The 24,743-nt window shown below is 67.8% G+C and carries 17 protein-coding genes and 1 pseudogene; 10 read left to right on the forward strand and 8 right to left on the reverse strand.

The window, feature by feature from the left end; genetic code table 11:
- On the forward strand, positions 1–400 hold a 400-nt coding region (locus tag NX780_RS19270), incomplete at its 5' end, for an IS1595 family transposase (RefSeq protein ID WP_258829505.1).
- A 64-nt stretch (positions 401–464) separates the two neighbouring features.
- Here NX780_RS19270 and NX780_RS19275 read toward each other — a convergent pair.
- Both NX780_RS19275 and NX780_RS19280 read right to left on the reverse strand, forming a co-directional pair.
- Positions 465–1,490, reverse strand: coding sequence for an AI-2E family transporter (locus NX780_RS19275; protein WP_258829506.1), 1,026 nt, complete (start codon positions 1,488–1,490; stop codon positions 465–467).
- A 265-nt stretch (positions 1,491–1,755) separates the two neighbouring features.
- Entirely contained in the window at positions 1,756–2,025 is a 270-nt protein-coding gene (locus NX780_RS19280; RefSeq protein ID WP_370663630.1) for a helix-turn-helix domain-containing protein, read from the reverse strand.
- Between the two features lie 238 nt (positions 2,026–2,263).
- Between NX780_RS19280 and NX780_RS19285 the strand changes: the two genes are divergently transcribed.
- The gene (locus NX780_RS19285) at positions 2,264–3,223 is read left to right on the forward strand and encodes a diguanylate cyclase (protein WP_258829507.1); all 960 of its coding nucleotides are present in this window, start codon (positions 2,264–2,266) and stop codon (positions 3,221–3,223) included.
- Between the two features lie 214 nt (positions 3,224–3,437).
- Positions 3,438–5,432: an MHYT domain-containing protein gene (locus NX780_RS19290; RefSeq protein WP_258829508.1), complete on the forward strand. Its 1,995-nt coding sequence runs from the start codon at positions 3,438–3,440 to the stop codon at positions 5,430–5,432.
- A gap of 25 nt (positions 5,433–5,457) precedes the next feature.
- Here NX780_RS19290 and NX780_RS19295 read toward each other — a convergent pair whose 3' ends face one another.
- Positions 5,458–7,509 carry a tetratricopeptide repeat-containing diguanylate cyclase gene (locus tag NX780_RS19295; protein ID WP_258829509.1) on the reverse strand — a complete coding sequence of 684 codons (2,052 nt, stop codon included), beginning with the start codon at positions 7,507–7,509 and terminating at the stop codon, positions 5,458–5,460.
- Positions 7,510–7,877: 368 nt separating this feature from the next.
- Between NX780_RS19295 and bcaP the strand changes: the two genes are divergently transcribed.
- The 6 genes and pseudogenes from bcaP (at position 7,878) to cphA (NX780_RS19325) (ending at position 17,514) form a co-directional block, all read left to right on the forward strand.
- A complete protein-coding gene (bcaP, locus tag NX780_RS19300) occupies positions 7,878–9,278 on the forward strand; it encodes a branched-chain amino acid transporter BcaP (RefSeq protein ID WP_370663629.1) in 1,401 nt (466 codons plus the stop codon).
- A gap of 125 nt (positions 9,279–9,403) precedes the next feature.
- Complete coding sequence (locus tag NX780_RS19305) at positions 9,404–10,021, forward strand: isochorismatase family protein (protein ID WP_258829510.1); 618 nt, start codon at positions 9,404–9,406, stop codon at positions 10,019–10,021.
- Between the two features lie 149 nt (positions 10,022–10,170).
- Positions 10,171–11,395, forward strand: a pseudogene (locus tag NX780_RS19310) (zinc-dependent alcohol dehydrogenase).
- Between the two features lie 9 nt (positions 11,396–11,404).
- Complete coding sequence (locus NX780_RS19315; protein WP_258829511.1) at positions 11,405–13,180, forward strand: thiamine pyrophosphate-requiring protein; 1,776 nt, start codon at positions 11,405–11,407, stop codon at positions 13,178–13,180.
- Positions 13,181–13,330: 150 nt separating this feature from the next.
- Positions 13,331–14,797 carry an iron-containing redox enzyme family protein gene (locus NX780_RS19320; RefSeq protein WP_258829512.1) on the forward strand — a complete coding sequence of 489 codons (1,467 nt, stop codon included), beginning with the start codon at positions 13,331–13,333 and terminating at the stop codon, positions 14,795–14,797.
- Positions 14,798–14,883: 86 nt separating this feature from the next.
- The gene (gene cphA / locus NX780_RS19325) at positions 14,884–17,514 is read left to right on the forward strand and encodes a cyanophycin synthetase (RefSeq protein ID WP_258829513.1); all 2,631 of its coding nucleotides are present in this window, start codon (positions 14,884–14,886) and stop codon (positions 17,512–17,514) included.
- Between the two features lie 63 nt (positions 17,515–17,577).
- On the opposite strand, the gene NX780_RS19330 is transcribed toward cphA (NX780_RS19325), so the two are convergent.
- The 5 genes from NX780_RS19330 to NX780_RS19350 form a co-directional block, all read right to left on the reverse strand.
- Positions 17,578–18,087: an outer membrane beta-barrel protein gene (locus NX780_RS19330; RefSeq protein ID WP_258829514.1), complete on the reverse strand. Its 510-nt coding sequence runs from the start codon at positions 18,085–18,087 to the stop codon at positions 17,578–17,580.
- Between the two features lie 193 nt (positions 18,088–18,280).
- On the reverse strand, positions 18,281–20,869 hold the full coding sequence (gene cphA, locus NX780_RS19335; protein WP_258829515.1) for a cyanophycin synthetase: 2,589 nt from the start codon (positions 20,867–20,869) through the stop codon (positions 18,281–18,283).
- Positions 20,866–21,747 carry a cyanophycinase gene (locus NX780_RS19340; protein ID WP_258829516.1) on the reverse strand — a complete coding sequence of 294 codons (882 nt, stop codon included), beginning with the start codon at positions 21,745–21,747 and terminating at the stop codon, positions 20,866–20,868. Before NX780_RS19340 ends, cphA (NX780_RS19335) begins: the two co-directional genes overlap by 4 nt.
- Positions 21,744–22,655 carry an isoaspartyl peptidase/L-asparaginase gene (locus tag NX780_RS19345; protein ID WP_258829517.1) on the reverse strand — a complete coding sequence of 304 codons (912 nt, stop codon included), beginning with the start codon at positions 22,653–22,655 and terminating at the stop codon, positions 21,744–21,746. Before NX780_RS19345 ends, NX780_RS19340 begins: the two co-directional genes overlap by 4 nt.
- 126 nt (positions 22,656–22,781) lie before the next feature.
- Entirely contained in the window at positions 22,782–23,285 is a 504-nt protein-coding gene (locus NX780_RS19350; RefSeq protein WP_258829518.1) for a DUF2244 domain-containing protein, read from the reverse strand.
- Positions 23,286–23,437: 152 nt separating this feature from the next.
- On the opposite strand from NX780_RS19350, the gene NX780_RS19355 reads away from it, so the two are divergent.
- Positions 23,438–24,703 (forward strand): Hsp70 family protein, encoded by a 1,266-nt coding sequence (locus NX780_RS19355; RefSeq protein ID WP_258829519.1) that lies wholly within the window; start codon positions 23,438–23,440, stop codon positions 24,701–24,703.
- Positions 24,704–24,743: the final 40 nt, after the last annotated feature.

The following is a 24,743-nucleotide window of genomic DNA, read 5'->3' on the forward strand; positions in this document are numbered from 1 at the left end:
ACGCGATCGGACTGGCGGAACAATTGATTGCGTGACCGGACGTGGCAAGGTGACCGCAGCCCAGCTGCGCCGGCACCTGCTGCCGGTGCTCGACCGGGACGTGCTGCTGGTCACGGACGCCTACCCTGCCTACAGATCATTTGCCCTGGGAGCCGGAATATCGCACGAGGCTGTGAACGTCAGTAGCGGCGAAAGAGTGCGCGGCGCCGTACACGTGCAGAACGTGAACGCCTATCACCGCCGTTTCCGCCAGTGGCTGGCGCGGTTCAATGGAGTGGCGTCACGATATCTGCCGAACTATCTTGGCTGGCAATGGGCGCTCGACGGTCGGCGCATCAAGACGGCCGAACGGCTGCTATCTGCGGCGCTGGGCGTGTTCAGCAGGGCGAGCCCACACTGAACGGTGACAGCGCCTTTTGCATTGTCGGGGTTGGAGGCTGCGCGCGCGGCGCAGCCGTCAAGCCTTACTTCGCCGCCTGCCCATCGCGCAGCCAGCCAAACAGCACCGCCATCATGAACGGACCCACGAAGAGGCCGATCACGCCCAGGGTCGACACGCCGCCCAGCAGGCCGAACAGCACCGCGAGGAAGGGCAGGTTGACCCGGTGGCCGATCAGCTTCGGGCGGATGAACTTGTCGACCATGAAGAGCTCCACCGCGCCCCAGGTGAACAGGCCCAGGGCCGCGCCCGGATTGCCCTGGCCGAGCAGCAGCAGCGAGACCATGGTGAAGGACAGCGGCGCGCCGCCCGGGATCAGGGCCAGGTAGCCGGTGAGCACGCCCAGCAGGGCCGGCGCCGGCGCGCCCGCGATGGCGTAGGCCACGCCCAGCACGATGCCCTCCAGCACGGCGATCGAGCACAGGCCGAGCGCAGTTCCGCGCACCGACAGCGGAAGAATGGCGCGTAGCCTGCCGTAGTGGTTGGGGAGCAGGCGCGCGCCGGCGCCGTCCACGTAGCGCACCACGGTGGGGCCGTGCAGGTACAGGATGAACAGGGTCAGCAGGGTGAGGAAGAGGTAGAGGGCATTGGCCAGGATGGCCGAGCCCCACAGGCGCGCGGCGCCGGTCAGCTGGGGCATCACGTCGCCCAGCGTGGTCTGGATCAGCGCGTTCAGGCCGCCCGGGACGGCAAGGTGTTCCTCCCACCAGGCGAGGACGCGCTCCGCGACCACCGGCAGCGAGGACAGCCAGCCTGGCGGTGCGATGCCGACCTCGTTGAGGCGGGCCAGCAGGTGCTGCAGGCCGACCAGTTCGTTGCCCAGGGCCTTGACCAGCAGCAGCGAGGGACCGAAGAAGCCGACGATCAGCAGCAGCAGCATCACGCTGGCGCTGGCCATGCGCGGCAGGCCGCGCGCCTGGAGGCGCTCGTGCAGCGGCCAGGTGATCACGGCCAGCAGGCCGGCCCAGGCGAGGGAACCGAGGAAATGCTGCAGCAGCAGCCCGAGGGCGATGGCGAAGGCCACCGGCAGTACATAGGAAGAAGCGCGCATCCTGGGCCTGTCCTCGTTCAGCCGCGCAAGCAAGCGGCGACAGGACGGCGGGGAACAGGTGCGGCGGGGTGGAAGAGGCGCTTCATGGTCCAATACCTTATTCGATGATCGCTAGCGACGGCAGGTTTGCCGTATTTTACGATGGGAAAGAATAAAGCATCTGAGCCATTCGGGAAAAGCGTAGATTCCCGAAAGTTTTCTTCCGAAAAATGGGAGAAGCGAAAGTACCTTCGCGCCCCACGCATGGTGGGGCGTGCAGGCGCCATCAGCCGTGCAGGTCGTCGTCCTTGAGGGCGCCGCTGACATAGAGGCGCAGCAGGATCGCGACCGGCGGCGGGATCATGACGCCGGTTTCGAAGCGGCTGCCACTCGACTGGGTGACGCCGAATCGGCTCCAGAACTTCTCCTGGCTCTCGCGCTTGCGGATGCGCAGGCGGCGCAGCTCGTGCGGCGCGGCCGGCCAGCCGGCGTTCTGCGCGGTCGTCTCCGGCGCCAGATCCATGCCCAGTTCTCCATCCATCATCTTGCCCGCCATGTCGTACTTCCCTTCGTTCACACGTTTCGTTACCCGCTTGCGGCCGGCTGTTTGCCCGAGTGCCGCACCAAGGCCTCGATCGTAATCGGAAAGGTGGGCTCCAAGGCTCACGAAAAATCACACCGGCCCGCTTTTTGACAATACATCTTTTGGGATGGTCCTCCCGGCGGGCGGCGGACCCGGCGCCGGCAATCTCGGGTATGATCCGTTCGTTTCTTTCTGACACTAGTTTCACTGGATGAATACCAAGCCTGAACCGGGCGGCGCCGTGCTGGCGCGCGCCGTCAACCTCGTCAATTGCGGCCTCGTGGTGCTCGACGCCGCCCAGGAGATCGTCCTGTGGAATGGCTGGATGGTGCCGCGTTCGGGCTATTCTGCGGCGCGGGTGCAGGGGCGGGCGCTGCTCGACGTGTTCCCGGAACTGCGCGGCTCGCGCGTGGAGGCCGCCGTGCTGGCTGCTCTCACTGACAATATATCAGCGACCGTCCCTGCCTCCCAGGGCCGCTCGCCGTTTCCCTTGCGCGAGGCGGGCAGCTTCGACGGCGCCCGCATCGACCAGGCGGTCGCCGTGATCCCTTTCAGCGAAGGCGGGGAGCGCTACTGCCTGGTCGAGATCCGCGACGTCAGCAACGCGGTCGACCGCGAACGGCGCCTGCTCGACCACGCCGAGTCGCTGCGCGCGCGCTCCTACGTGGATGGACTCACGGGCATCGCCAACCGCCGCCATTTCGACGTGGCGCTCGACCGGGAGCTGCGGCGCGCCCAGCGCAACGGCGGCGCCCTGTCGCTGCTGCTGATGGACATCGACTCTTTCAAGGCCTACAACGACCACTTCGGCCACCAGGATGGCGACGCCTGCCTGACGACCGTCGCCCAGGCCCTGGCCGCCATGCTCAAGCGCCCGGCCGACGTCGCGGCGCGCTACGGCGGCGAGGAGTTCGCGGCGATCCTGCCCGACACCACGCTCGAACAGGCCCGTGCCCACGCCAACGCGATCCGCGCCCACGTCGCTTCCCTGAACCTGCCGCATGCGCCGGCCGCCGCGCGGCCCCACGTCACCCTGAGCATCGGCGTCGCCGCATGCGACAGGGACGGCCTGACTGAACCGGCCGCCCTGATCGAGGCGGCCGACAAGGCCCTGTACGCGGCCAAGCGCGGCGGCCGCGACCGGGTCGTGGCCTATGGCGACCCTGCCTGAGGGCGCAGTCCGATCCTGGGCCTGCAGCGCGCCCGCAAGTACGCCTGACCCGTGTAAAATTGCAGAAGAGAAAGTCCAGCTGCACCGTCGTTGCTCTGGTGAACCGACCTCCCAGAACCGATAGCGCCCCCAGCCGGCCGGCTCGTGTACACTCGGCATGCCAGGCTGCCAGTGCGCTGGTGCGGACAAGAATGGAAACGCGATTCCCACTCCTATGCTGATCGGCCATTACGAACCCTCGCTGGTGCTCCTCTCGATCCTGGTCGCGATGTTCGCCTCCTATACGACGCTGAGCCTGGCCATGCGCGTCAAGGCGACCCAGGGCCTGGCTCCGCACGCCTGGATGGCCGGCGGCGCCTTTGCCATGGGCAGCGGCATCTGGGCCATGCACTTCATCGGCATGCTGGCCTTCCGCCTGCCCATTCCGCTCGCCTACGATCCCGCGATCACCTTCGTGTCCTGGCTGCTGCCGGTGGTGGTGTCGGGCCTGGCCCTGTGGCAGGTGAGGCACCGCGAGATCGGCGGACGACACCTGGCCTGGGGCGCGCTGCTGATGGGCCTGGGCATCAACGCCATGCACTACACCGGCATGGCCGGCATGCGCATGGACCCGGCCATCACCTACGACCCCTGGCTGTTCCTGGCCTCGGTGGCGATCGCCATCGGCGCCTCGGCCGGCGCGCTGTGGATCGCCTTCCGCCTCAACGAAAACCTGCTGCACCCGCGCCTGCTGCAGCTGGGCGCGGCCGTGGTCATGGGCGCCGCCATCGCCGGCATGCACTATACCGGCATGGCCGCCGCCCACTTCGAGGCGGGCAGCGTGTGCCGCGCGGCGGCCGGCGGCGTCGACCAGGACTACCTGGCGATCCTGGTGGCGGTGGCAACCTGTGCGGTGCTCACGATCGCGCTGCTGGCGGCGATCTTCGACACCCGCCTGGAGATGCGCACCCGTACCCTGGCCGCCTCGCTGGAAACCGCAGCCGAACGCCAGGCGCTTTACCTGCGCGAGCAGAAGGCGCGCGTGGAGGCCGAGAACATCAGCCAGCTCAAGGACGAATTCCTCGCCACCCTCTCGCACGAGCTGCGCACCCCGCTCAATGCGATGCTGGGCTGGTCCCAGCTGCTGCTGCAGGGCGCGCGCGACGAGGCGATGCTGCGCCGCGGCCTGGAAACCATCGAGCGCAATGCGCGCGCGCAGTCGCAGCTGATCGAGGACATGCTCGACATGAGCCGCCTGATGGCCGGCAAGGTGCGGGTCGAGGCGCGTGCGGTGACGCCGGCGGAATTCGTCAACGCGGCCCTCGAGACGGCGCGCCCGGCGGCCATGAGCAAGGGCATCCACCTGTCCGCCGAAGTCGACTACGACGCCGGCCCCGTGCTGGGCGATCCCGCCCGCATGCAGCAGGTGATGAGCAATCTGGTGTCGAACGCGATCAAGTTCACCGACGGCGGCGGCAGGGTCCTCGTCAGCGTGCGCCGCGAAGGCGGCGAGGTGGCGATCGACGTCGCCGACTCCGGCGCCGGCATCGATCCCGACTTCCTGCCCTTCGTCTTCGACCGCTTTCGCCAGGCCGATTCCTCGTCCTCGCGCCGCCACGGCGGCCTGGGCCTGGGCCTGTCGATCGCGCGCCAGCTGGTCGAACTGCAGGGCGGCACGATCACCGTGGCCAGCGCCGGCGCGGGGCGCGGCGCGACCTTCACCCTGCACCTGCCGATCCGCCAGGCCGAGGAAACCGTTGCGCAAGGCCCCGCCGGCGTGCCGGCCCCGGGTACGCCGGCCGTGTCCGAGGATGCGGACCAGGCAGGCGGCGAGCTGGCCGGCGTCACGGTGCTGGTGGTGGAAGACGAAAGGGATTCGCTGGAACTGGTGCAGCAGGTGCTGTCCGAGACCGGCGCGCGCATCGTCGCGGCCACCAGCGGCCAGGAGGCGCTGCGTGCGATGCCGCGCGACAGGCCGGACATCCTGATCAGCGATATCGGCATGCCCCTGATGGACGGCTTCGAGCTGATTCGCCGGGTGCGCGGCCTGCGCGACAGGCAGCTGGCCGGCGTGCCGGCGATCGCCCTGACGGCGTTCTCGCGGCGCGAAGACCAGCAGCGCGCGCTGGAAGCAGGCTTCGATGAATTCATGGCCAAGCCGCTGCGTCCGGCCGCGCTGGTGCAGGCGGTGGTGACCATCGCGCGGCGCCGCGCGCCGCTGGATACCTGAAGAAGGCGCGCGACCCGGCCGGGTCTTATTGCGCCGGCTGCCAGTACATGTCGGGCAGGACCATCTGCAGGCGCAGGCCGGGTTCGGCATTGCCGGCGCCCGGCGCTACGGGCGCCAGGTCCTCGACGATGAAGCCGCGGTTGCGGCCCGCTTCCTTGCCCTTGTAGAGGGCGCGGTCGGCCAGCGCGATCGCCTGTTCCCAGCCGAGCGCCGCGTTCGACACCAGGGGCAGCGAGACCGCGCCCGCGGTGGCGCTGACCTGCAAGGTGGTGCCGTCGTCCAGCACCACGGGGGCGGCCGCGATCGCGTTCAGGATGCGCTGGACCAGCAGCGGGCGCTGGGCCTGGGTCACGCCCTGCGAGTACACCAGGAACTCCTCGCCGCCCCAGCGCAGCACCATGTCCGACTCGCGCACCGTCTCGTTCAGGCGGCGGCCGACCTCGACCAGCACCGCATCGCCGGCGGCATGGCCGTACTGGTCGTTGATGCGCTTGAAGTGGTCGATGTCGAGCAGGGTGAAGCAGCCGCCCGACGGCGCGTCGGTCTCGCGCATGCGGTCGACGAAGGAACGGCGGTTGTACAGGCCGGTGAGCGGATCGTGGGCCGAATGGTAGGCCAGTTCCGCGTTCAGTTCCGCCAGGCGGCGGCTGGTGGCCTGCGATTTCCGGTACAGCACGAACACCACCGCCGCCAGCCCGAAGGCGAGCAGGGCGCCGGCCGTCGCCAGCCAGGAACGCAGCTTGCGGTTGCGGATCTCGGTGTCCTTGGCGGCATTCTCGTGGCGCAGGCGCTCGATCTGGGCCGCGCGCTGCTTGGCATTGAACTGTTCCTGCAGGGCCGCAAACGCCTTGTCCCGGCGCTCGACGGCGAGCGACTCCTGGATCTTCTCGCGCTCGCGCACGGTCTGCAGCGCCTGCCGGTACAGGCCGGCTTTCTCCAGCGCCGCGGCCTGCTCGTCGAGCAGGGCGGAGACGGTCGGCATGGCGCCGGCCTTGCGCAGGTCGGCGGCAACTCGCTCGATGTAGACCGTCCCCTCCTGCATCTTGCCTTGTCCGAACAGGGCGAAGCCCAGGTTGGCCCAGGCCATCTGGATCACGCTCTGGTCCTGCACTTCCTCGGCGATTGGAATCGATGCGCGCGCGGCGCGCTCGGCCTCCACGTAGCGGTGTTCCTTCAACCAGGCGTCGGCAATATTGCCAAGAATATTGCCTTGCAGCGAGCGCAGCTCGTGCCTGCGCGCCAGCTCCAGCGCCCGGTTGAAGGCGCCATGCGCTTGCGGCAACTGTTTCAGTGCGACATAGGCGCGTCCGTCCATGAAATGCATCGCCGCCTCGACCCGGGGCGTCATCGCCTCCTGGTCCTTGCGGCCGGCGCGCGCTTCGCGGTAGGCGGCAGTGGTTTCCAGGGCCTTGGCGGCATTGCCGCCATTGACGTAGAGCCGGGCCAGCGCCAGGCGCACGTCGGCTTCGCGCGGGCTCCACATCTCGGGATGCCGCTGGACCAGTTCGAGGCCGCGCAAATAGTGGCTGAGGGCGCGGTCGTGCTGGCCCATGATGTTGTAGATTGCACCGTAGGCGATTTCGGCATTCGTCTCGAATTCGATGTTGCCGAGCGGGCGGTGCTGGCCGACCAGGGTTTCCAGCAACGCCATCGCGGCGGCCGGATCGTTGTCGTTGAGGCGCTTGTACACGCGCCCCAGGCTGGCAAGCGCCAGGTTGGCCGCGTCGTGCTGTGCGGCAGCCAGGGCGATCATGCGCTCGTCGACCGCATACGCATCGCGCATCTGGCCGGCGTCGCTATGGGAACGGCGCAGCAGGCGCAGGTAGGAAATCAGGACAGGGTAAGGGGTAGCCGGGCCGAAGCTGGCGCCTTCCTGGAGCAGCAGGCTGCGGGCTTTTGCATTGTTGCGTTCCGCCATCTGGCCGAGTTCGCGCAGGCGCAGCTCGGCCGTTACCGTGCCGGTCGCCGGCGTCCCGCCTGCCGTCGCCCAGGCGGAAGCCAGCGCCAGCGAAAGCGCCAGCGAGGCGGCCTTGCGCAGGGTCCGGGATCCTGGTGTGGCTGGCAGTAAAGGGCGCATGGTGTGGCCGGCGGAAGGAAGAGTGGGCAGCGGAAGCGCTGCGGGACGTTGCAGCGGAATGCTGTCACTGGACGATTATGTTCTGTTGATTTGCGGAAATCAAGCCTGTAGGGAAACTGCTTGGGTCTTTACGTCACCGCGGCGCAACGGCGTGGTTTTTTGAATAAAACACAGGAATTATTCGACTTTCATCACTTTACTTTGATTCCAAACAACTTTCTGGTGATAATGTTACACCCGCACACGGGCCGGCAGGCGCAGCCAGGTCGGTTCCAGCCTGGCAGGCGGCTCACAGGCCCATTGCCGGCGGCACACAACAGCGCCCACGAGACGCGGCAGCCATACTATTTTTGATTGGAGAACCAGCAGTGAGTCTTTTCAGAACCAAAAACCTCGATACGATGGTAGCGGCGGCCCAGAAGCCGGGCGGCCTCAAGAAAGTACTGGGCCCGTTCGACCTCGTCCTCATGGGCATCGGCGCCATCATCGGTACCGGGATCTTCGTGCTCACCGGCACAGGCGCCGTGACTGCCGGCCCGGCCCTGACCCTCTCCTTCGTCATCGCCGCACTGGCTTGCGGCTTCGCCGCGCTCTGCTACGCCGAATTCGCCTCCAGCGTGCCGGTCGCCGGCTCGATCTATACCTACAGCTACTTCACCCTGGGCGAGCTGGTCGCCTGGATGATCGGCTGGGACCTGCTGCTCGAATACGGCCTGGCCACCTCGACGGTCGCCGTGGGCTGGTCGGGCTATTTCCAGTCGCTGCTCAAGGGCATCGGCGTCGTGCTGCCGGAAGCGCTGCGCGCGGCTCCGGGCGCCCAGCCGGGCGTGGCCACGATGTTCAACCTGCCGGCCTTCCTGATCATGATCTTCCTGACCTGGATCCTGTCGATGGGCGTGCGCGAATCGGCCCGCCTGAACAACATCATGGTCATCATCAAGACCGGCGTCGTGGTCCTGTTCATCGTGGTCGGCATGAACTACGTCAAGCCGGACAACTGGACTCCCTTCATGCCATTCGGCTTCGGCAGCGTGATGAGCGCCGCCGCCCTGGTGTTCTTCGCCTTCATCGGCTTCGACGCCGTCACCTCGGCCGCCGAGGAAGTCAAGAACCCGTCGAAGGACCTCCCGATCGGCATCATCGGCTCGCTGGCCGTCTGCACCGTGCTCTACGTGATCGTCGCCGCCATCATGACCGGCATCGTTCCCTTCCCGAACTTCAAGGGCGTCGACCACCCGGTCTCGCTGGCGCTGCAGTACGCCGGCCAGGACTGGGTCGCCGGCTTCGTCGACCTGGCCGCGATCCTGGGCATGAGCACCGTGATGCTGGTGATGGCCTACGGCCAGACCCGCATCCTGTTCGCCATGTCGCGCGACGGGCTGCTGCCGGCCAAGCTGTCGGAAGTGCATCCGAAATACGGCACGCCGTACTTCGCCACCTGGATGGTCGGCATCGTGTTCGGCCTGATCGCCGCCGTGGTTCCGCTGGACGTGCTGGCCGAGCTGGTCAACATCGGCACCCTGGCTGCCTTCTCGCTGGTCTCGGTGGCCGTGATCATCCTGCGCAAGAAGCGTCCGGAACTGCACCGCGCCTTCCGCTGCCCCGGCGTGCCGGTGATCCCGGCCCTGGCCGTGATCTTCTGCCTGGCCCTGATGTCCTTCCTGAGCTGGCACACCTGGGTGGCCTTCATCATCTGGCTGGCGATCGGCCTGGTGGTGTACTTCATGTATGCCCGCCAGCGCTCGCTGCTGAACCAGCCGCAGGCCTGAGCTGCAACGACGCTGCCTGAGGCAGCGTCCTGACCCGGCGCCCGCCCCTTGCAAGAGGGGCGGGCGCTGTCGTTTCATGGCCGGCATGGTAAGCTTGTGTTTCCATCGGATACGGGGAGTTTTCCATGAGCGCCATCGTGCTCGGCAAGGGCGATGCCCTCCTGATCGTCGACCTGCAGAACGACTTCCTGCCGGGCGGCAGCCTGGGCGTGCCCCAGGGCGATCTCGTGATCGACCCGATCAACACGCTCATCGCGCTGTACAGCAGCCGCGGCCTGCCGGTGTATGCCTCGCGCGACTGGCACCCGGATGACCACTGCTCCTTCGCCGCCCAGGGCGGGCCCTGGCCGCCGCACTGCGTGGCCGACACCCCGGGCGCCGCGTTCTCGCAGGCACTCAAGCTCCCGCAGGACGCCATCGTGATCTCGAAGGCCGCCACCTCGCAGGAAGACGCCTATTCCGCCTTCAACGGCACGGGCCTGGCGCGCAGCATGCTGGCCGACGGCGTCAAGCGCGTGACGGTGTGCGGCCTGGCCACCGACTATTGCGTGCTCAATACCGTCCTCGACGGCATCGACGCCGGCTTCGAGATCCTGCTCGCCCTCGAGGGCACGCGCGCGGTGGAGGTCACGCCGGGCGATGGCGACCGCGCGATCGCGCGCATGCTCTCGCGCGGCGCGGTGCCGGTACGGCTGTCCGGCGGCGGCCTGGTGGGCGACCTGTCGCTGGGCGCGCTGCCCTGATCGCTTTCCGCCCGCACGTGCTTCGTGTTGCCGCGCGCTATGCGAGGCAACGCACGGTGCCGTCCTGCCGGACTCCTTAGGCTGTCCCTTCCATGCCCGCGCCGCCCACCGGCGAGCGGGTTCCCGACACAGCCTGGCGAGGAGAAGCGATGAAAGCCGTTGTATTTCATGACGTGGGCGATATCCGCCTGGACGAGGTGCCCGAACCCCGCATCGAAAGCCCGAACGACGCAATCGTGCGCATCACGGCAAGCGCGATCTGCGGGACCGACCTGCATTTCGTACGCGGCACCTTCAGCGGCATGCAACAGGGCACCATTCTCGGCCACGAGGCCGTCGGCGTCGTGGAGCAGCTCGGCGAGAACGTGCGTAACCTGTCGGTCGGCGACCGCGTGGTCATTCCCTCGACGATCGCCTGTGGCTACTGCTCCTACTGCCGCGCCGGCCATTATTCGCAGTGCGACAACGCGAATCCCAACGGTCCGGGCGCCGGGACGGCCTTCTATGGCGGACCGAAAGCCACCGGCCCCTTCAATGGCCTGCAGGCGGAAAAGGCGCGCGTGCCTTTTGCGAGCATCAACCTGGTGAAGCTGCCGGACGAGGTGAGCGACGACCAGGCGATCCTGCTGTCCGACATCTTCCCGACCGCTTACTTCGGCGCCGACCTTGCCAATATCAAGCCCGGCCATACGGTCGTGGTCTTCGGCTGCGGCCCGGTGGGGCAGTTCGCCATCGCTTCCGCCAAGCTGATGGGGGGCTGGCCGGGTGCTGGCGGTCGATAATCTGCCGGACCGCCTCGACATGGCGCGCCGCCAGGGGGCCGAGGTCGTCAACTTCGACGAGGAAGATCCGGTCCAGGCGATCCAGGACCTGACCGGCGGCATCGGCGCCGATTGCGCCATCGACGCGGTGGGCGTGGACGCGGAATGCCCGCACCACGGTCCGGCCGCGAAGCAGGCAAAGGAGCAGGCCGCCGGGTTCGAGAAGGAAGTGCAGGCGGTGGCGCCGGTGCAGCATCCGGACGGCGAGAACTGGCGTCCGGGGCAGGCGCCTTCCCAGGCCCAGCAGTGGGCGATCGCCGCCCTGGCCAAGGCGGGAACCCTGTCCATCATCGGCGTCTATCCGCCCGACGATACCTCCTTCCCGATCGGCAAGGCGATGAACAAGAACATCACGATCCGGATGGGCAACTGCAACCACCGCAAGTACATTCCCCACCTGATCGACCTGGTACGGAGCGGCACCGTGGATCCGACCAGCATCATCACGCAGCAGGAGAAGCTGGAAGGTGTGATCGACGCCTACAAGGCGTTCGACGCGCGCCGTCCCGGCTGGCTCAAGGTCGAGCTCATTCCCGGCGCCGGCCAGGCCTGAGGGGACGCCATGGCGACCGTCGGCGACTTCCTGCTCGAGCGCCTCCACCAGTGGGGCGTGCGCCGCATATTCGGCTACCCCGGCGACGGCATCAACGGCATCATGGCCGCCTTTGGCCGGCGTGATGGCGGAGACGCTGCACTCGAATTCATCCAGACGCGGCACGAGGAAATGGCGGCCTTCATGGCCTGCGCCCACGCCAAGTTCACCGGTGAGGTCGGGGTCTGCCTGGCCACGTCGGGGCCGGGCGCGGTCCATCTGTTGAACGGCCTCTACGATGCCAAGCTCGACCACCAGCCGGTGGTCGCCATCGTCGGCCAGCAACAGCGCAGCGCGCTCGGCGCCAGCTACCAGCAGGAGATCGACCTGATGGCCCTGTTCAAGGACGTGGCCGGCGAGTACGTGCAGATGGCGGCGACCAGCGAGCAGCTGCGCCACCTGGTCGACCGCGCCGTGCGCATTGCGCAGAGCGAGCGCTGCGTCACCTGCATCATTATCCCGAACGACCTGCAGGAAGAGGAGGCCATGCCCACGCCGCCGCGCGAACACGGCTCGACCTTTTCCGGCGTCGGCGCGGCAAGAAGGGCCCAGGTGCCGCCCGAGGACGCGCTGGTCGAGACCGCCTCCATCCTGAACGCGGGCCGGAAGGTCGCGATCCTGGCCGGGGCCGGCGCCCACGGCGCCCAGGACGAATTGATCGAGGTCGCCGAACTGCTCGGCGCCGGCGTGGCGAAGGCCCTGCTCGGCAAGGCCGTGCTGCCCGACGACCTGCCATTCGTGACAGGATCGATCGGCATCATCGGCACCAGAGCCAGCAACGAGATGATGCAGGAGTGCGACACCCTGCTCATGGTCGGATCGAGCTTCCCCTACGCGGAATTCCTGCCGCCGGAAGGGCAGGCGCGCGGCGTGCAGATCGATATCGACGGTCGCATGCTGAGCCTGCGCTATCCGATGGAAGCCAATCTGGTGGGCGACGCCAGGGCGACACTGCGCGCCCTGATCCCGCACCTGCAGCGCAAGGAAGATCGCGGCTGGCGCGAAACGATCGAGGGCAAGGTCGACCGGAGCTGGCGCGAGCTCCAGCAGAAAGCGATGGAGCCGGCCAAGCCTGTCAATCCCCAGCGCGTGTTCACCGAACTCTCGCCGCGCCTGCCGGACAAGGTCATCCTCGCCGCCGACTCCGGTTCGGCCGCGGCCTGGTATGCGCTCGACCTGCGCATCCGGCGCGGCATGCTCGCCTCGCTGTCGGGCGGCCTCGCCACCATGGGTTGCGCGGTGCCCTATGCACTGGCGGCCAAGCTGGCGCACCCCGACCGGCCCGTGATCGCCCTGGCCGGCGACGGCGCCATGCAGATGAACGGCATCAACGGCCTGATGTCGATCGCCTGGCACCGCGCGCGCTGGTCCGATCCGACTTTCGTCGTGCTGGTGCTGAACAACCGCGACCTCAACTTCGTGACCTGGGAACAGCGCGGCAACCAGGGCGAGCCGAAGTACGAGGCGTCCCAGCGGCTACCCGACTTCTCCTATGCCGCGTATGCGCGCCTGCTGGGCCTGGATGGCTTGCGGGTCGACGATCCTGAACAACTCGGCGCCGCCTGGGAGCAGGCCTTGTCCGCCGACGGTCCTTTCGTGCTGGAAGTGATGGTCGACCCGAACATTCCGCCGCTGCCGCCGCACACGGTGCAAAAGCAGAAGGACAAGGTGGAAGAGGCGCTGGCGAAAGGAGATGCGGAAGCGCACGATGTGCGGCGGGGTGTCGATACGCAATCGCCGTCTTGAAGGAGATGCAAGTAAAACGCTGTCCAGCTTTTGTAACTTTGTAATCCCTTTCTTACATACTCTCAGCGCCGGAGCCGATTCTCGGGCAATAGCCCAGCCCGGATAATGTTGCTTATCGTCCCAGGACACCAACAACAGAAGCCGAGACACATGAATTCGATGCTGTTAGCCGACGCTTGCGCGGCCACCGCCGCCAGCCACGTCACCGCAGGCGCGTACGCCACCCGCGAGCGCGCCAAGCGACTGTATTTCTCGCTGTACGAAACGCCGCAGTCCAATCCCGACGCGGCGCGCGCCTATGTGGCCGACCAGATCGCGGCCGTGCAGGCCATGCCCGCCGACCTGCCGCCGACGCTCGCCGAACTGCCGGCCTGGGTCCAGGAACGCACCGACGCCGTCGGCGCCCAGTATCGCGACTACCTCGCGGCACGCAAGAACGGCGCGCCGCGCCGCTATTTCTCCTGCCGCGCCCATGCGCTCTATTTCATCAAGGCGGTGGCGCCAACCAAGCTGGTCGACGGCGCCTGGCTCTATGGCCTGCTCAGGCACTGGGACAATCCGGCCTACCACGAGCTGATCAAGACCTACCTCGAGGAGCTGGGCGAAGGCGTGCCCGACAAGAACCACGTCACCATCTACCGCAAGCTGCTGGCGACCCACGGCTGCGACGGCTGGGAAAGCCTGGGCGAGAACCACTTCGTGCAGGGCGCCATCCAGCTGGCCCTGGGCCACAATGCCGACCACTTCCTGCCGGAAGTCATCGGCTACAACCTCGGCTACGAGCAGTTGCCGCTGCACCTCCTGATCACGTCCTACGAGCTCAACGAGTTCGGGATCGACCCTTACTACTTCACCCTGCACGTCACGGTCGACAATGCGGCCAGCGGCCACGCCCAGAAGGCGGTGCAGGCGCTTGCCGGGCTGATGCCGCGCGTGGGCGACCGCGAGGCCTTCTACCGGCGCGTGCTGGACGGCTATCGCCTGAACGACCTGGGCGCCAGCACCACCTCGGTGATCGCCGAGTTCGACCTCCAGGCCGAACTGGTGAACATCCTCGCCGCCAAGAGCGGCGTCGGCAAGAACATGCACTCGGACTACTGCCGTGTCGCGGGCCGCTCGGTCAACGACTGGCTGACGGACCCGGCGCGCATTCCGGACTTCCTGGCGGCGCTCGAGAACGCCGGCTGGATCAAGCGCGGCGAAGAGGTCGAGCACAGCCGCTTCTGGCGCCTGGTGCATGGCGAGAAGGCCGAGATGTTCGGCGTGTTCAGCGCCTACGAGCAGCAGGTGCTGCGCGACTGGATCACCGCGAAGCCCGACGGCAGCCGTGCCGAGGGCGCCCGCAGCATGACCTGGCGCGCACGCCAGCGCACCCTGGACAACCTCGGCCAGCACGCCGACCGCAGCGCCGACTTTCCGGAGCGCGGCCTGATCCGGCGCCATCCGCGCCTGGAGACGCAGGACAACGAGCTGCGCCTGCTGGAAGAGCAGGTGGCGGCATGCGGCAGCAAGCAGGAAGCGATGGAGCTGCTGGGCGGCCTGATGTCGCCCGAGATCCACCATACGGCGGTGGGCCTGATGGCCACCCGCATGGTCACCCGGCTGTTCGACGCCTGAACGGGCTCGAGGACGGCCGCAAGCGGTTTTCGCGTGCCCCGGCCCCCGCGCCGGGACACGTCCACAATGACGACAAGGATCTATTCGTGCAAATCCTGGAACAACGCTTCCTGCGCGGACCGAACGTCCACGCCGACTCACCCTGCCTGCTCAGTGTGATCGACCTGCAAGACCTGTACGGACGCTCGTCGAAAGACATCCCCGGTTTCAACGAGGCGCTGTTGCAAGCCTTGCCCTCGCTGCACGGCCAGCTGCTGCCCAGCGGCCAGCGCGGCGGCTTCGCCCAGCGCCTGCGCGAGGGCACCTATCTTGGCCGCGTGATCGAGCAGGTGACGCTCGACCTGCAGACCCTGGCCGGGAGCCCTGCGAGCTACGGCCGCACCCGTCCCGTGATGGGGCATCCGGGCCAGTTCCGCATCGTGGTCGCCTACCAGTCCGAGAAGCTGGTGCAGCCCGCCTTCGAGCTGGCCGTCGACCTGGTTACGGCGCTCGCCCATGGCGAAGCCTTCGAACTCGCCCCGCGCCTCGGCGACCTGCGTTCGATCGCGGCCCGCCATGCCATCGGCACCAGCACCGCCGCTGTCCTGGCTGCCGCCCACGAGCGCGGCATCCCGACCCAGCGCATCACCGAGGACGCCAATCTCTTCCTGCTCGGCTGGGGTGCGAAACAGAAGCGCTTGCAAGCCACCACCACGGGCGACACCAGCTTCATCGCGGTGAAGATCGCCAGCGACAAGCAACTGACCAAGGCCCTGCTCAAGGAAGCGGGCGTGCCGGTGCCGGAAGGCTCGGTCGTCACGAAGGTCGAGGAAGCCCAGCGCGCCGCGGCGCGCCTGAAGGCGCCGTGTACCGTGAAACCCCTGGACGGCAACCAGGGCAAGGGCGTGACGGTCGACTGCCGCACGCCGGAAGACGTGGCGCGCGCCTTCGCTTTTGCCCGCGAATATGGCCGCAAGATCATCGTCGAACGCTTCGTGGAGGGACGCGACTACCGCGTGCTGGTGGCGAACGGCAAGGTCGCCGCGGCATCCTGCCGCCGCCCGGCCCACGTGGTGGGCGACGGCGTCTCGACCGTACGTGCGCTGGTCGAACGCGAGAACGAGAATCCGGCGCGCGGCGCCGGCCATGCCAACATCCTCACCAGGATCGCCCTCGACGACCATGCGGCGGACATGTTGCGCAAGCAGGGCTTCGACTTCGACAGCATCCCGCCGGTGGGCGTGATGGCCGAGCTGCGCGGCAATGCGAACCTGTCCACCGGCGGCACCGCCGAGGACGTGACCGACCTGCTGCCGGAATCGACGCGCCTGCTGTGCGTGCGCGCGGCCGCCAAGATCGGACTGGACGTGGCCGGCATCGACATCGTCTGCCGCGACATCGCGCTGCCGCTCGACGCCCAGCGCGGCGCCGTCATCGAGGTCAACGCGGCGCCCGGCATCCGCATGCACCAGTATCCCAGCAGTGGCGAAGCGCGCGATGCGGGCGACGCCATCGTGCAGGGCCTGATGGGTGATTCGGACGGGCGCATCCCGACCATCGCCGTCACCGGCACCAACGGCAAGACCACCACGACCCTGCTCATCGCGCACACTGTGCGCCTGGCGGGGAAGGTGACGGGCGTGACCACCACCGAAGGCGTCTTCATCGACGGCAAGCAGGTGGCCAGGGGCGACTGCACCGGCTACTGGTCGGCGCGCACCGTGCTCGGCTCGCCCGACGTGGAATTCGCGGTGCTGGAGACGGCGCGCGGCGGCATCCTCAAGCGCGGCCTGGCTTTTGATCGCTGCGACGTGGGCGTGGTGCTGAACATCGCCGCCGACCACCTGGGCCTGGACGGTGTCGACACAGTCGAGGACCTGGCGCAGGTGAAGGCCGTGATCGCGCAGTCGGCCTCGAAAGTGGCGGTGCTCAATGCCGAGGATCCGCTGTGCGTGGCGATGTCGCGCCGCGTGAAGCCCGAGACCGAAGTCGTGTATTTCTCGATGGATGCCGAGAACCCGGTCTTCCTGCAGCACCTGGAAGACGGCGGGCGCGGCGTCTACCTGCAGGACAATGCGGTAGTGGTTGCCGACGGCAACCTGCACCAGGAACTGGTGCGCGTGGAGAGCATGCCGGTCGCCTTCGGCGGACGCGCGCGCTTCAATATCGCCAACAGCCTGGCCGCCGCGGCCGCGCTGATGGCCTCGGGCTTTAGCAACCTGCAGATCGCCACCGGCCTGTCGACCTTCGTGTCCAACGGCCGCACCAACCCGCTGCGCACGAATATGTTCGACATCCGCAGCGTGACCGTGATCGTCGATTACGCCCACAACCCCGCGGCCTACAAGGCGATGGCGGAGATGGCGCGGGCGCTGCTGCCGGGCCAGCTGGTCGGCATCGTCACCGCGCCGGGCGACCGCCGCGACGAGGACCTGCTGGAAGTCGGGCGGGTCTGCGGCGAGCGCTTCGACGAGTTGGTGGTGTACGAATCACAGAGCCGTGGCCGCGAGGTCGGCGAGGCCGTCGACCTGATCCTCGAGGGCGCCGAAGAGGCGGCGGGCATCAGTGACACGCTGCACCGCGTGATCGAGGTGGGCGAGGCGATCCGCCACGGGCTGTCGCTGTGCCGCCCGGGCGACGTGCTGGTGTTCGCCTGCGGCTCGTCGCTGCAGGTCTTCGTGGATGCGCTGCGGGTCAATGACCCGGAGAGCGCGGACCTGGTGGCGGGACAGGTCTGAAAATAGTCCCTTGAAACGACGAAGCGGCCCGCGGGCCGCTTTTCTCGTGGCCGGCCGAAGATGTCAGAAGAAGAACTTCAGGGCCAGGGTCCACACGTCTTCCTTGGCGCCCGCGTCCTTCTTCTTGCCGAAGCGTTCGTATTCGGCCGTGATGGCGGTGTTCGGCGTCACCGAATACTGCAGGCCGAAGGCGCCATAGGCGCCGGTATCCGACTTCTTGATCGCCGGCGCGGCGGGCAGCACGATCTCGCGGCGGCTCTTGGCCACGCCCACCTTGCCGTAAACCGACAGCTTCTCGCTCAGGGGAATGGTCGGCTTGACCGCGATGTACATACCGTAGCCCTTCTTGAAATCGACACCGCCGGCCTCGATGGCCAGTTTGTTGGTGAATTCGTAGCCGCCGAAGAGTTTCGGGCTGGCCTTGCTGCCCCCGCCGCTGTAGTCGACCAGGCCGATGCCCAGGCCTGCGTAGGCTTGCGGCGCGACGGGACGGTTCTCGGACACCGGGCCCGCCGCACAAGCGACGCCGGCAATTACATAACCCGACAACAGGACAGCCAACCATTTCCGCATGCGTCTTCCTTCCAATCCTTCAAAGAACCGAATTTCGAATCGGCAAGGTAACAGCTGAGCAGGAGGAAGGAAATATCAATTTGTAACGAAATGCAAGAAGTTGACCTTATAGACACATATGCATCCTGATTTTAAGACGTCCTTAAGTGAAACGCCCCGACGAGCGGGGCGTTCATGGCGGGAGTAGAGGGGCTCAGACGGCTTCCGCTTCAATCTTCCTCGCCAGTTCCGGGCGGGTCGGACGCAGCGCATCGGTGAGTTCCGAGATCGTCGTGCCGCAGCCGAAGACCAGCACGTCTCCGGGGCGGCACAACGACAGGCCGTGCTGGATCGCGCGGTGCGATTCCAGCACCACGGTGAGCGCGTCCCGGGCAATCCTGCCCAGCTCGGCGCCGCGCACCAGCAGCGAGGCGGTTTCGCCCTCCGGGCGGCCGCGGTTCTCGGTCTCGAACACGACCAGGTCGTCGAAGCCGGCGGCGCAGGTACGGCCGATGTCGATCAGGTCGGCGTCGCGGCGGTCGCCCGGCGCCGCCACCACCCCCACCAGGCGGCCCGCGCTCATGGCGCGCGCGCTCTCGGCCAGGGCCGCATACGCCGCGCAGTTGTGGGCGTAGTCGACGATCACCGTCACGCCGTCCACGTCGAACACGTTCGAGCGCATCGGGTTGTGCTTGGCATCCGAGACGAAGCCGCGCAGGCCATCGGCGATCTCCTGGTTACCGAAGCCGTGCGCCGTCAGCGCGGCCGCGGCGGCCAGGGCGTTGGCGATGTTGTAGCGCGCGGCGCCGCCCAGCGATACCGGCATCTCGCGCGCGTCGAGCAGCGCTTCGTGGCGCGCGCCGTTGGCCAGCACCAGCGTCATGTCCTGCAGGTAGACGGCGCGCCCGCCATTCTCCAGGTGGCGCAGCAGGGTCGGATTGTCGGCGTCGAGCGAGAAGTAGATGACTTCCACGCCATCGCGCAGGCTGGCGGCCATCGACACGCAGTAGTCGTCCTCGGCATTGAGCACGACTGCGCGCGAGGCGCGCTGCGCGACCACGGCTTTCACCCTGGCCAGGTCGTCCAGGGTCTCGACGCCGTCCAGGCTCAGGTGGTCGCTCGAGACGTTCAGCACCACCGACACGTCCACGCGGTCGTAGGCCAGGCCGCGCTTGAGGATGCCGCCGCGCGCCGTTTCCAGCACGGCGAAGTCGACGCCGGGGTCGGACAGGATGCTGCGCGCCGAATGGTAGCCGGTGCAGTCGCCCTTCATCGTGAGCGTGCCGTCCACGAAGACGCCTTCGGTCGTCGTCACGCCGGTGCGCAGGCCCGCCGTGCGGGTGGCGTGGGCGATGAGCAGGGAGGTGGTGGTCTTGCCGTTGGTGCCGGTGATGGCCACCGTCGGGATGCGGCCGTCGCAGTCGCCGAACAGGGCGTCGACGATGGCGGCGCCGGCGTCGCGCGGGGTGCCGCGGCTCGGATACTGGTGCATGCGGATGCCGGGCGCGGCGTTCACCTCGATGATGCCGCCCTGCTGTTCGCGCAAGGGTTTGGCGATGTCCTGGCAGACGATGTCGATGCCGGCGATGTCCAGGCCGACCGTGGCGGCGGCGCGGATGCAGATGTCGCGGGTTTCTTCCGGCAGCAGGTCGGTCACGTCCTCGGCGGTGCCGCCGGTGGACAGGTTCGCGTTGCCGCGCAGGTCGGCGCTGACGCCAGCCGCCAGCACGGTATCGAAGCCGTAGCCCTGCTTGGCGAGAGTCTCTTCGGCCAGCGCATCCATCGGGATCTTCGTGAGGATATTGGTGTGGCCTTCGCCGCGCGCAGGATTGCGGTTCTCGATCTCGACCAGCTCGCGGATGGTCTTGTAGCCGTCGCCCGTCACGCAGGGCGGGCGGCGCCAGGAGGCGGCGGCGATCTTCCTGCCGGTGACGAGCACGCGGTAGTCGCGTCCCGCCAGGTGTTCCTCGACGATCACGTGGCGGCCGTATTTCTTCGCATGGGCGAAGGCGCGCGCCACTTCTTCCGGCGTCGCGCAGTTGGTGGTCACGCCCTTGCCCTGGTTGGCGTCGAGCGGCTTGATGCAGGCGGGGCCACGCAGGCGCCGCGCCACGCGCAGCGCCTCGGCCTCGGAAGTCACGGTGGCGCCGCCCGGGACCGGCACGCCGGCCTGCTCGAGCAAGGTCTTGGTCAGCTGCTTGTCGCTGGCAATGCCGACGGCGATGGAATTGGTGGCGCCGGTGATGGTGGCCTGCAGGCGCTTCTGGCGGCTGCCCCAGCCGAGCTGGAACAGATTCGCTTCTTCGGTCAGGCGCTGCGCCGGAATGCCGCGCCGGATCGCGGCCTGGACCACGGCGCCGGTACTGGTGCCGATCGCATGGCGTTCGGCCAGCTCGTGCAGCTGCGCGACGGCATCAAGCAGGTCGAAGGGGCGGTCCTCGGCGACGGCGCGCACCAGTTCCAGGCCGGTCTGCAGTGCTTGCACGACGAGCTGCTCGATCGCATAGCCGCACACCACGCGGCGCACGCGCGGCGCGCCAGGGACAGCCAGGGTGGCCCCGGCGGTGCCCGGTGCGCCGGCCAGGCGCTGCAGCTCCATCACGACCGGTTCGAGGGCTTCGACCAGTAGGGCTTCGTCGGCGAGGCGCACGGCGGCGTCCGGCGGCAGGTCGGGCAGCAGGGCGAACAGGCGGGCGGCGAACCCCGGGGACTTGGTTGCGGCGTCGTCGACGACTGCCATCAGACAGGGGCTGTCGGCATACAGGTTGGGGCCGCGCAGCAGGCGTTTTTCCTTGAGTTTCATTGGATCGGGTTCCGTTTCGTTACATTTTCCAAAAAATCGAGCAGCGGCGGCGGCAGGCCCTTGCCGGCTTCGTGCGAGACGGAAGGCAGCTGGTAGCTCGAACCGGCCGGGAGCAGGTGCAGGCGCACGTCGATCAGCTCCGGGGTGTCGCGGTCCTTGATGTCGGCCACGTTGGTGATCATGGTGCGGCCGTCGACGATGGTGACGGCGCCGGCGCCGAGCACTTCGATGCCGCGGCCCGGCGCGACCACGAGGGCGGTGTCCTCGTCGATGCCGATGCCCTGCAAATACGGGTTCTGTGCCACCACGGTCAGGAGGCGGGAGAGGCGCTGGCGTTCCGAAAAGTGCTGGTCGATCACGACGCGGTGCAGGAAGCCCAGGCCCGCGCCCAGGCTCACCGAACCCTTTTCGGGAAGCGTCTCGGCGCGGCCCTGCGCCAGCATGTGGCCGGACATGGCTGACGCCCCCGCGCTGGTGCCGCCGATGGTGGCGCCGCGGGTTTTCAGCGCAACGTGCATCGCCGCGTCCAGGGCGCTGCCGCCGATCAGGGCCAGCAGGCGTTTCTGGTCGCCGCCGGTCATGAAGATGCCGGTGGCTTCATCGATCTGGCGCACGAATTCCTCGCTGTTGGCGTCCTGGCGGCTGGTCAGTTCCAGGTGGCTGCGGCGGGTCACGCCGAGGTTGCCGAAGGCTTCGTCGTAGATGCTCCACATATCGTCGGGAATCGTGCTGGCCGCGGTGAGCACGACGATGTTGGCGTCCGCGCCCCCCGACAGTTCGACGAAGCGCGTCAGGATCTCCATTTCTCGCTTGCGGTCTTCGTGGCCGCCGATGATCACGAGGTGGCCGTACTGCTGCTGTTTGTCGGTGTCGCTCATCGTTGGGTCATCCTGGAGTGGGGCATGGCTTTGTTGGCGTAGGCGCCGGCTTCGGTCTTTGTCACGCCGATCAGGCCGATGTCGACATCCTTGTCGAACAGGTCGACGCCGCGCCGCAGCGCTTCTTCCAGCGTCATGCCGTGCTCCAGCCAGCCGTAGACGGTGCGCGCCAGCAGGTGGCGGATGATGTGTTCGCCGATGCCGGTGGCCGCGATGGCGCCCAGCGAGCCGCAGTAGAAGCCGCTGCCGATGATGGGGCTGTCGCCGACGCGGCCCAGCAGGCAGGGCGCCGAGCCGCCGGTGGAACAGGCCACGGCGAAGTGGCCGTCAGGTCCGCGCACCACGGCGCCGACCGTGTCGCAGGCTTTCGACGCCGGCAGCTGCAGCGGGGTCTTGTAATTCCAGAAGCGGTCGAACAGGCGGTTGTCGATGCCAGGCATGAGGGGTACCGAGCCGGCCAGTTCCTTCATGATCTGCCGATGTTCGCTGCGCTGGTGGTCGGAGACCGGATCGCTTCCGGGCATGCCGAGGCTGCGCGCGAATTGCTGGGCGCCTTCGCCGGCCAGCATCACGTGCGGCGTGTCGGCGATGGCGCGGGCCAGGCGCACCGGGTTCTTCACGTCGCGCACGCAGGCCACCGTGCCGAGGCGGCCGCGGGTGTCCATGATCGAGGCATCCATCTCGATGGTGGCGCCGTCCAGGCCGAGCGAGGACCCGCTGCCGGCATTGAAGCGGCCGTCGTCTTCCAGGGTGGCGACCGCGGTGATGGCGGCGTCGAGCGCGTCGCCGTTGACTTCCAGCTGACCGAGGGCGCGGCGCGCCGCCAGTACGCAGCCGTCTTCGTTGTCCGTCGACGATCCGACGCCACCGTGCACCACGACGGCGCCGGCCGGTTGAATGTTGCTCATGTAATCCTAATGGTTGTGCGTTGCAAAAATGCTCAGCTCCGTTGTCACGGAGTTAATATGGGGATTATCCGGGGTGGGGCCAGTGCCCCATATCGGTAGCGTTGCCGTGCTTGTGTAAGAGCTTGCTTACAGGGAGCCAGCCGGGCCCGGATAGAGGAGAGAGGCACCGCGCAGGGCTTGCCGCAGGGCGCGCACCAATTCGAGCCGTGCGGAAGGTGTCAGAAAACGTCCGACCTCGACCTGTACGCCACGCGCTTCGATGCGGACCAGGGTGCGCATGCCGGCGTCCGGCAGGCTCACGCGCGCGTGCGAAGGGTCGAGGCGCACGGCCTGCCGTCGCGTGCCGTCGGCACGTTCGACCAGCAGCCAGCCATCTTCCAGGCGGACCCGTTCGTGGTCGAGGGCGTGGCGGCTGTAGTGGAGCAGGGCGGCGCCCACGGCGGCGGCCTCGACCAGGGCAAAGGCGAGCACCATCCAGGCGCCCCGGAGGGTGAACACGAACGCGATGCCGAGTGTGGCCGCGCAGAGCAGGGCGTAGACCAGCAGTGCCTGGCGCGGGCTCAGGGAGCAATTGCGCTTCATCAGCCATTCGGCCGATGCAGGGGTCTCGGTGCCTGTGGATGCGTCCATGCCTGCCGGTGTGGTGGTGAGAACAAGATTGACCGCTTGCCTAGGCAAGTTTGCCACAGGAGCGAAAAACGCCACGCCCGGTCGTCCGGCAGCGCGCCATATCTGCTAACATTGCGCCCCTCCAAAGATATCCGTTCGTAATAAAGGTTCGTATGGCGCGCGCTTGCGGCGTTGACTTCGGCACGTCCAATTCCACCGTCGGCTGGCTTGCCGGCGACAGTTTTTCCGCCGCCGGCCAGGCGCTGCTCACCCTGGAAGAGGGCAAGGCGACCCTGCCGTCGGTGGTGTTCTTCAATGCCGACGACGAGCAGGTCACCTATGGCCGCGCGGCGCTGGCCGAATACCTCGAAGGCTACGAAGGGCGCCTGATGCGCTCCCTGAAAAGCCTGCTCGGCACCAGCCTGATCGACGGCCAGACCGAGGTCGCCGGCCGCGCGCTGCCGTTCAAGGCCCTGCTCGGGCAGTTCATCGGCGAGGTCAAGCGTCGCGCCGAGGGGCAGGCCGGGCGGACTTTCGAGAGCGCCGTGTTCGGCCGCCCTGTCTACTTCATCGACGACGATCCGGACGCGGACCGCCGCGCCCAGGATACGCTCGAGGAAGTCGCGCATTCGGTGGGTTTCCGCGAAGTCGCCTTCCAGTACGAGCCCATCGCCGCCGCTTTCGATTACGAGTCGCGCATCGAGAGCGAAGAGCTGGTCCTGATCGCCGACATCGGCGGCGGCACCTCGGACTTCTCGCTGGTGCGGCTCGGCCCCGATCGCGCCGGGCGCGTCGAGCGGCGCGAGGACATCCTCGCCAACGGCGGCGTGCACATCGGCGGCACCGATTTCGACAAATACCTGAGCCTGGCGAGCGTGATGCCGCTGCTCGGGCACGGCTCCACCATGTTGTCCGGCGCCGCGATCCCGTCCAGTTATTACTTCAACCTCGCCACCTGGCACACGATCAACCAGGCCTATACGCGCAAGAGCATCGCCCAGCTGGCCGACCTGGTGCGCGACGCGAAGGAGCCGGCCAAGCTGATCCGGCTGCAGAAGCTGATCGACGAGCGTGCCGGCCACTGGCTGGCGATCCAGGTGGAAGCGGCCAAGATCGGGCTGTCGGCCAGCCCGGAGGTGACGATGGATCTCGACCGCCTGTCGCCGCCCGAGCAGCTGCTGGTCACGCGTGAACAGTTCGAGGCGGCGATCGCCGGCCTGGTCGACCAGGTCGGCGCCACCGTCACGCGCCTGTTCAGTGAAGCGGGCGTGGACCCGGACGCGGTCGACACGGTCTTCTTTACTGGCGGTTCGAGCGGCGTGGCGCTGCTGCGCGAACGCATCGCGGCCCTGCTGCCGCGCGCCCGCAAGGTCGAGGGCGACCTGTTCGGCAGCATCGGCGCGGGTCTCGCGCTCGACGCGCTGCGCAGGTTCGGATAGAGCAGTCAAGACAGATAAGGCAGATAAAGCAGAGGAAAGC

It is taken from the genome of Massilia agri, from assembly GCF_024753255.1.
Taxonomy (GTDB): domain Bacteria; phylum Pseudomonadota; class Gammaproteobacteria; order Burkholderiales; family Burkholderiaceae_D; genus Telluria; species Telluria agri.

Bases quoted from the DNA above. Each gene is read 5' to 3' on its own strand.
- NX780_RS19275 (WP_258829506.1), bottom strand. From the start codon at position 1,490: ATGCGCGCTTCTTCCTATGTACTGCCGGTGGCCTTCGCCATCGCCCTC.
- NX780_RS19280 (WP_370663630.1), bottom strand. From the start codon at position 2,025: ATGGCGGGCAAGATGATGGATGGAGAACTGGGCATGGATCTGGCGCCG.
- NX780_RS19285 (WP_258829507.1), top strand. From the start codon at position 2,264: ATGAATACCAAGCCTGAACCGGGCGGCGCCGTGCTGGCGCGCGCCGTC.
- NX780_RS19290 (WP_258829508.1), top strand. From the start codon at position 3,438: ATGCTGATCGGCCATTACGAACCCTCGCTGGTGCTCCTCTCGATCCTG.
- NX780_RS19295 (WP_258829509.1), bottom strand. From the start codon at position 7,509: ATGCGCCCTTTACTGCCAGCCACACCAGGATCCCGGACCCTGCGCAAG.
- NX780_RS19305 (WP_258829510.1), top strand. From the start codon at position 9,404: ATGAGCGCCATCGTGCTCGGCAAGGGCGATGCCCTCCTGATCGTCGAC.
- NX780_RS19315 (WP_258829511.1), top strand. From the start codon at position 11,405: ATGGCGACCGTCGGCGACTTCCTGCTCGAGCGCCTCCACCAGTGGGGC.
- NX780_RS19320 (WP_258829512.1), top strand. From the start codon at position 13,331: ATGAATTCGATGCTGTTAGCCGACGCTTGCGCGGCCACCGCCGCCAGC.
- NX780_RS19330 (WP_258829514.1), bottom strand. From the start codon at position 18,087: ATGCGGAAATGGTTGGCTGTCCTGTTGTCGGGTTATGTAATTGCCGGC.
- cphA (WP_258829515.1), bottom strand. From the start codon at position 20,869: ATGAAACTCAAGGAAAAACGCCTGCTGCGCGGCCCCAACCTGTATGCC.
- NX780_RS19340 (WP_258829516.1), bottom strand. From the start codon at position 21,747: ATGAGCGACACCGACAAACAGCAGCAGTACGGCCACCTCGTGATCATC.
- NX780_RS19345 (WP_258829517.1), bottom strand. From the start codon at position 22,655: ATGAGCAACATTCAACCGGCCGGCGCCGTCGTGGTGCACGGTGGCGTC.
- NX780_RS19350 (WP_258829518.1), bottom strand. From the start codon at position 23,285: ATGGACGCATCCACAGGCACCGAGACCCCTGCATCGGCCGAATGGCTG.
- NX780_RS19355 (WP_258829519.1), top strand. From the start codon at position 23,438: ATGGCGCGCGCTTGCGGCGTTGACTTCGGCACGTCCAATTCCACCGTC.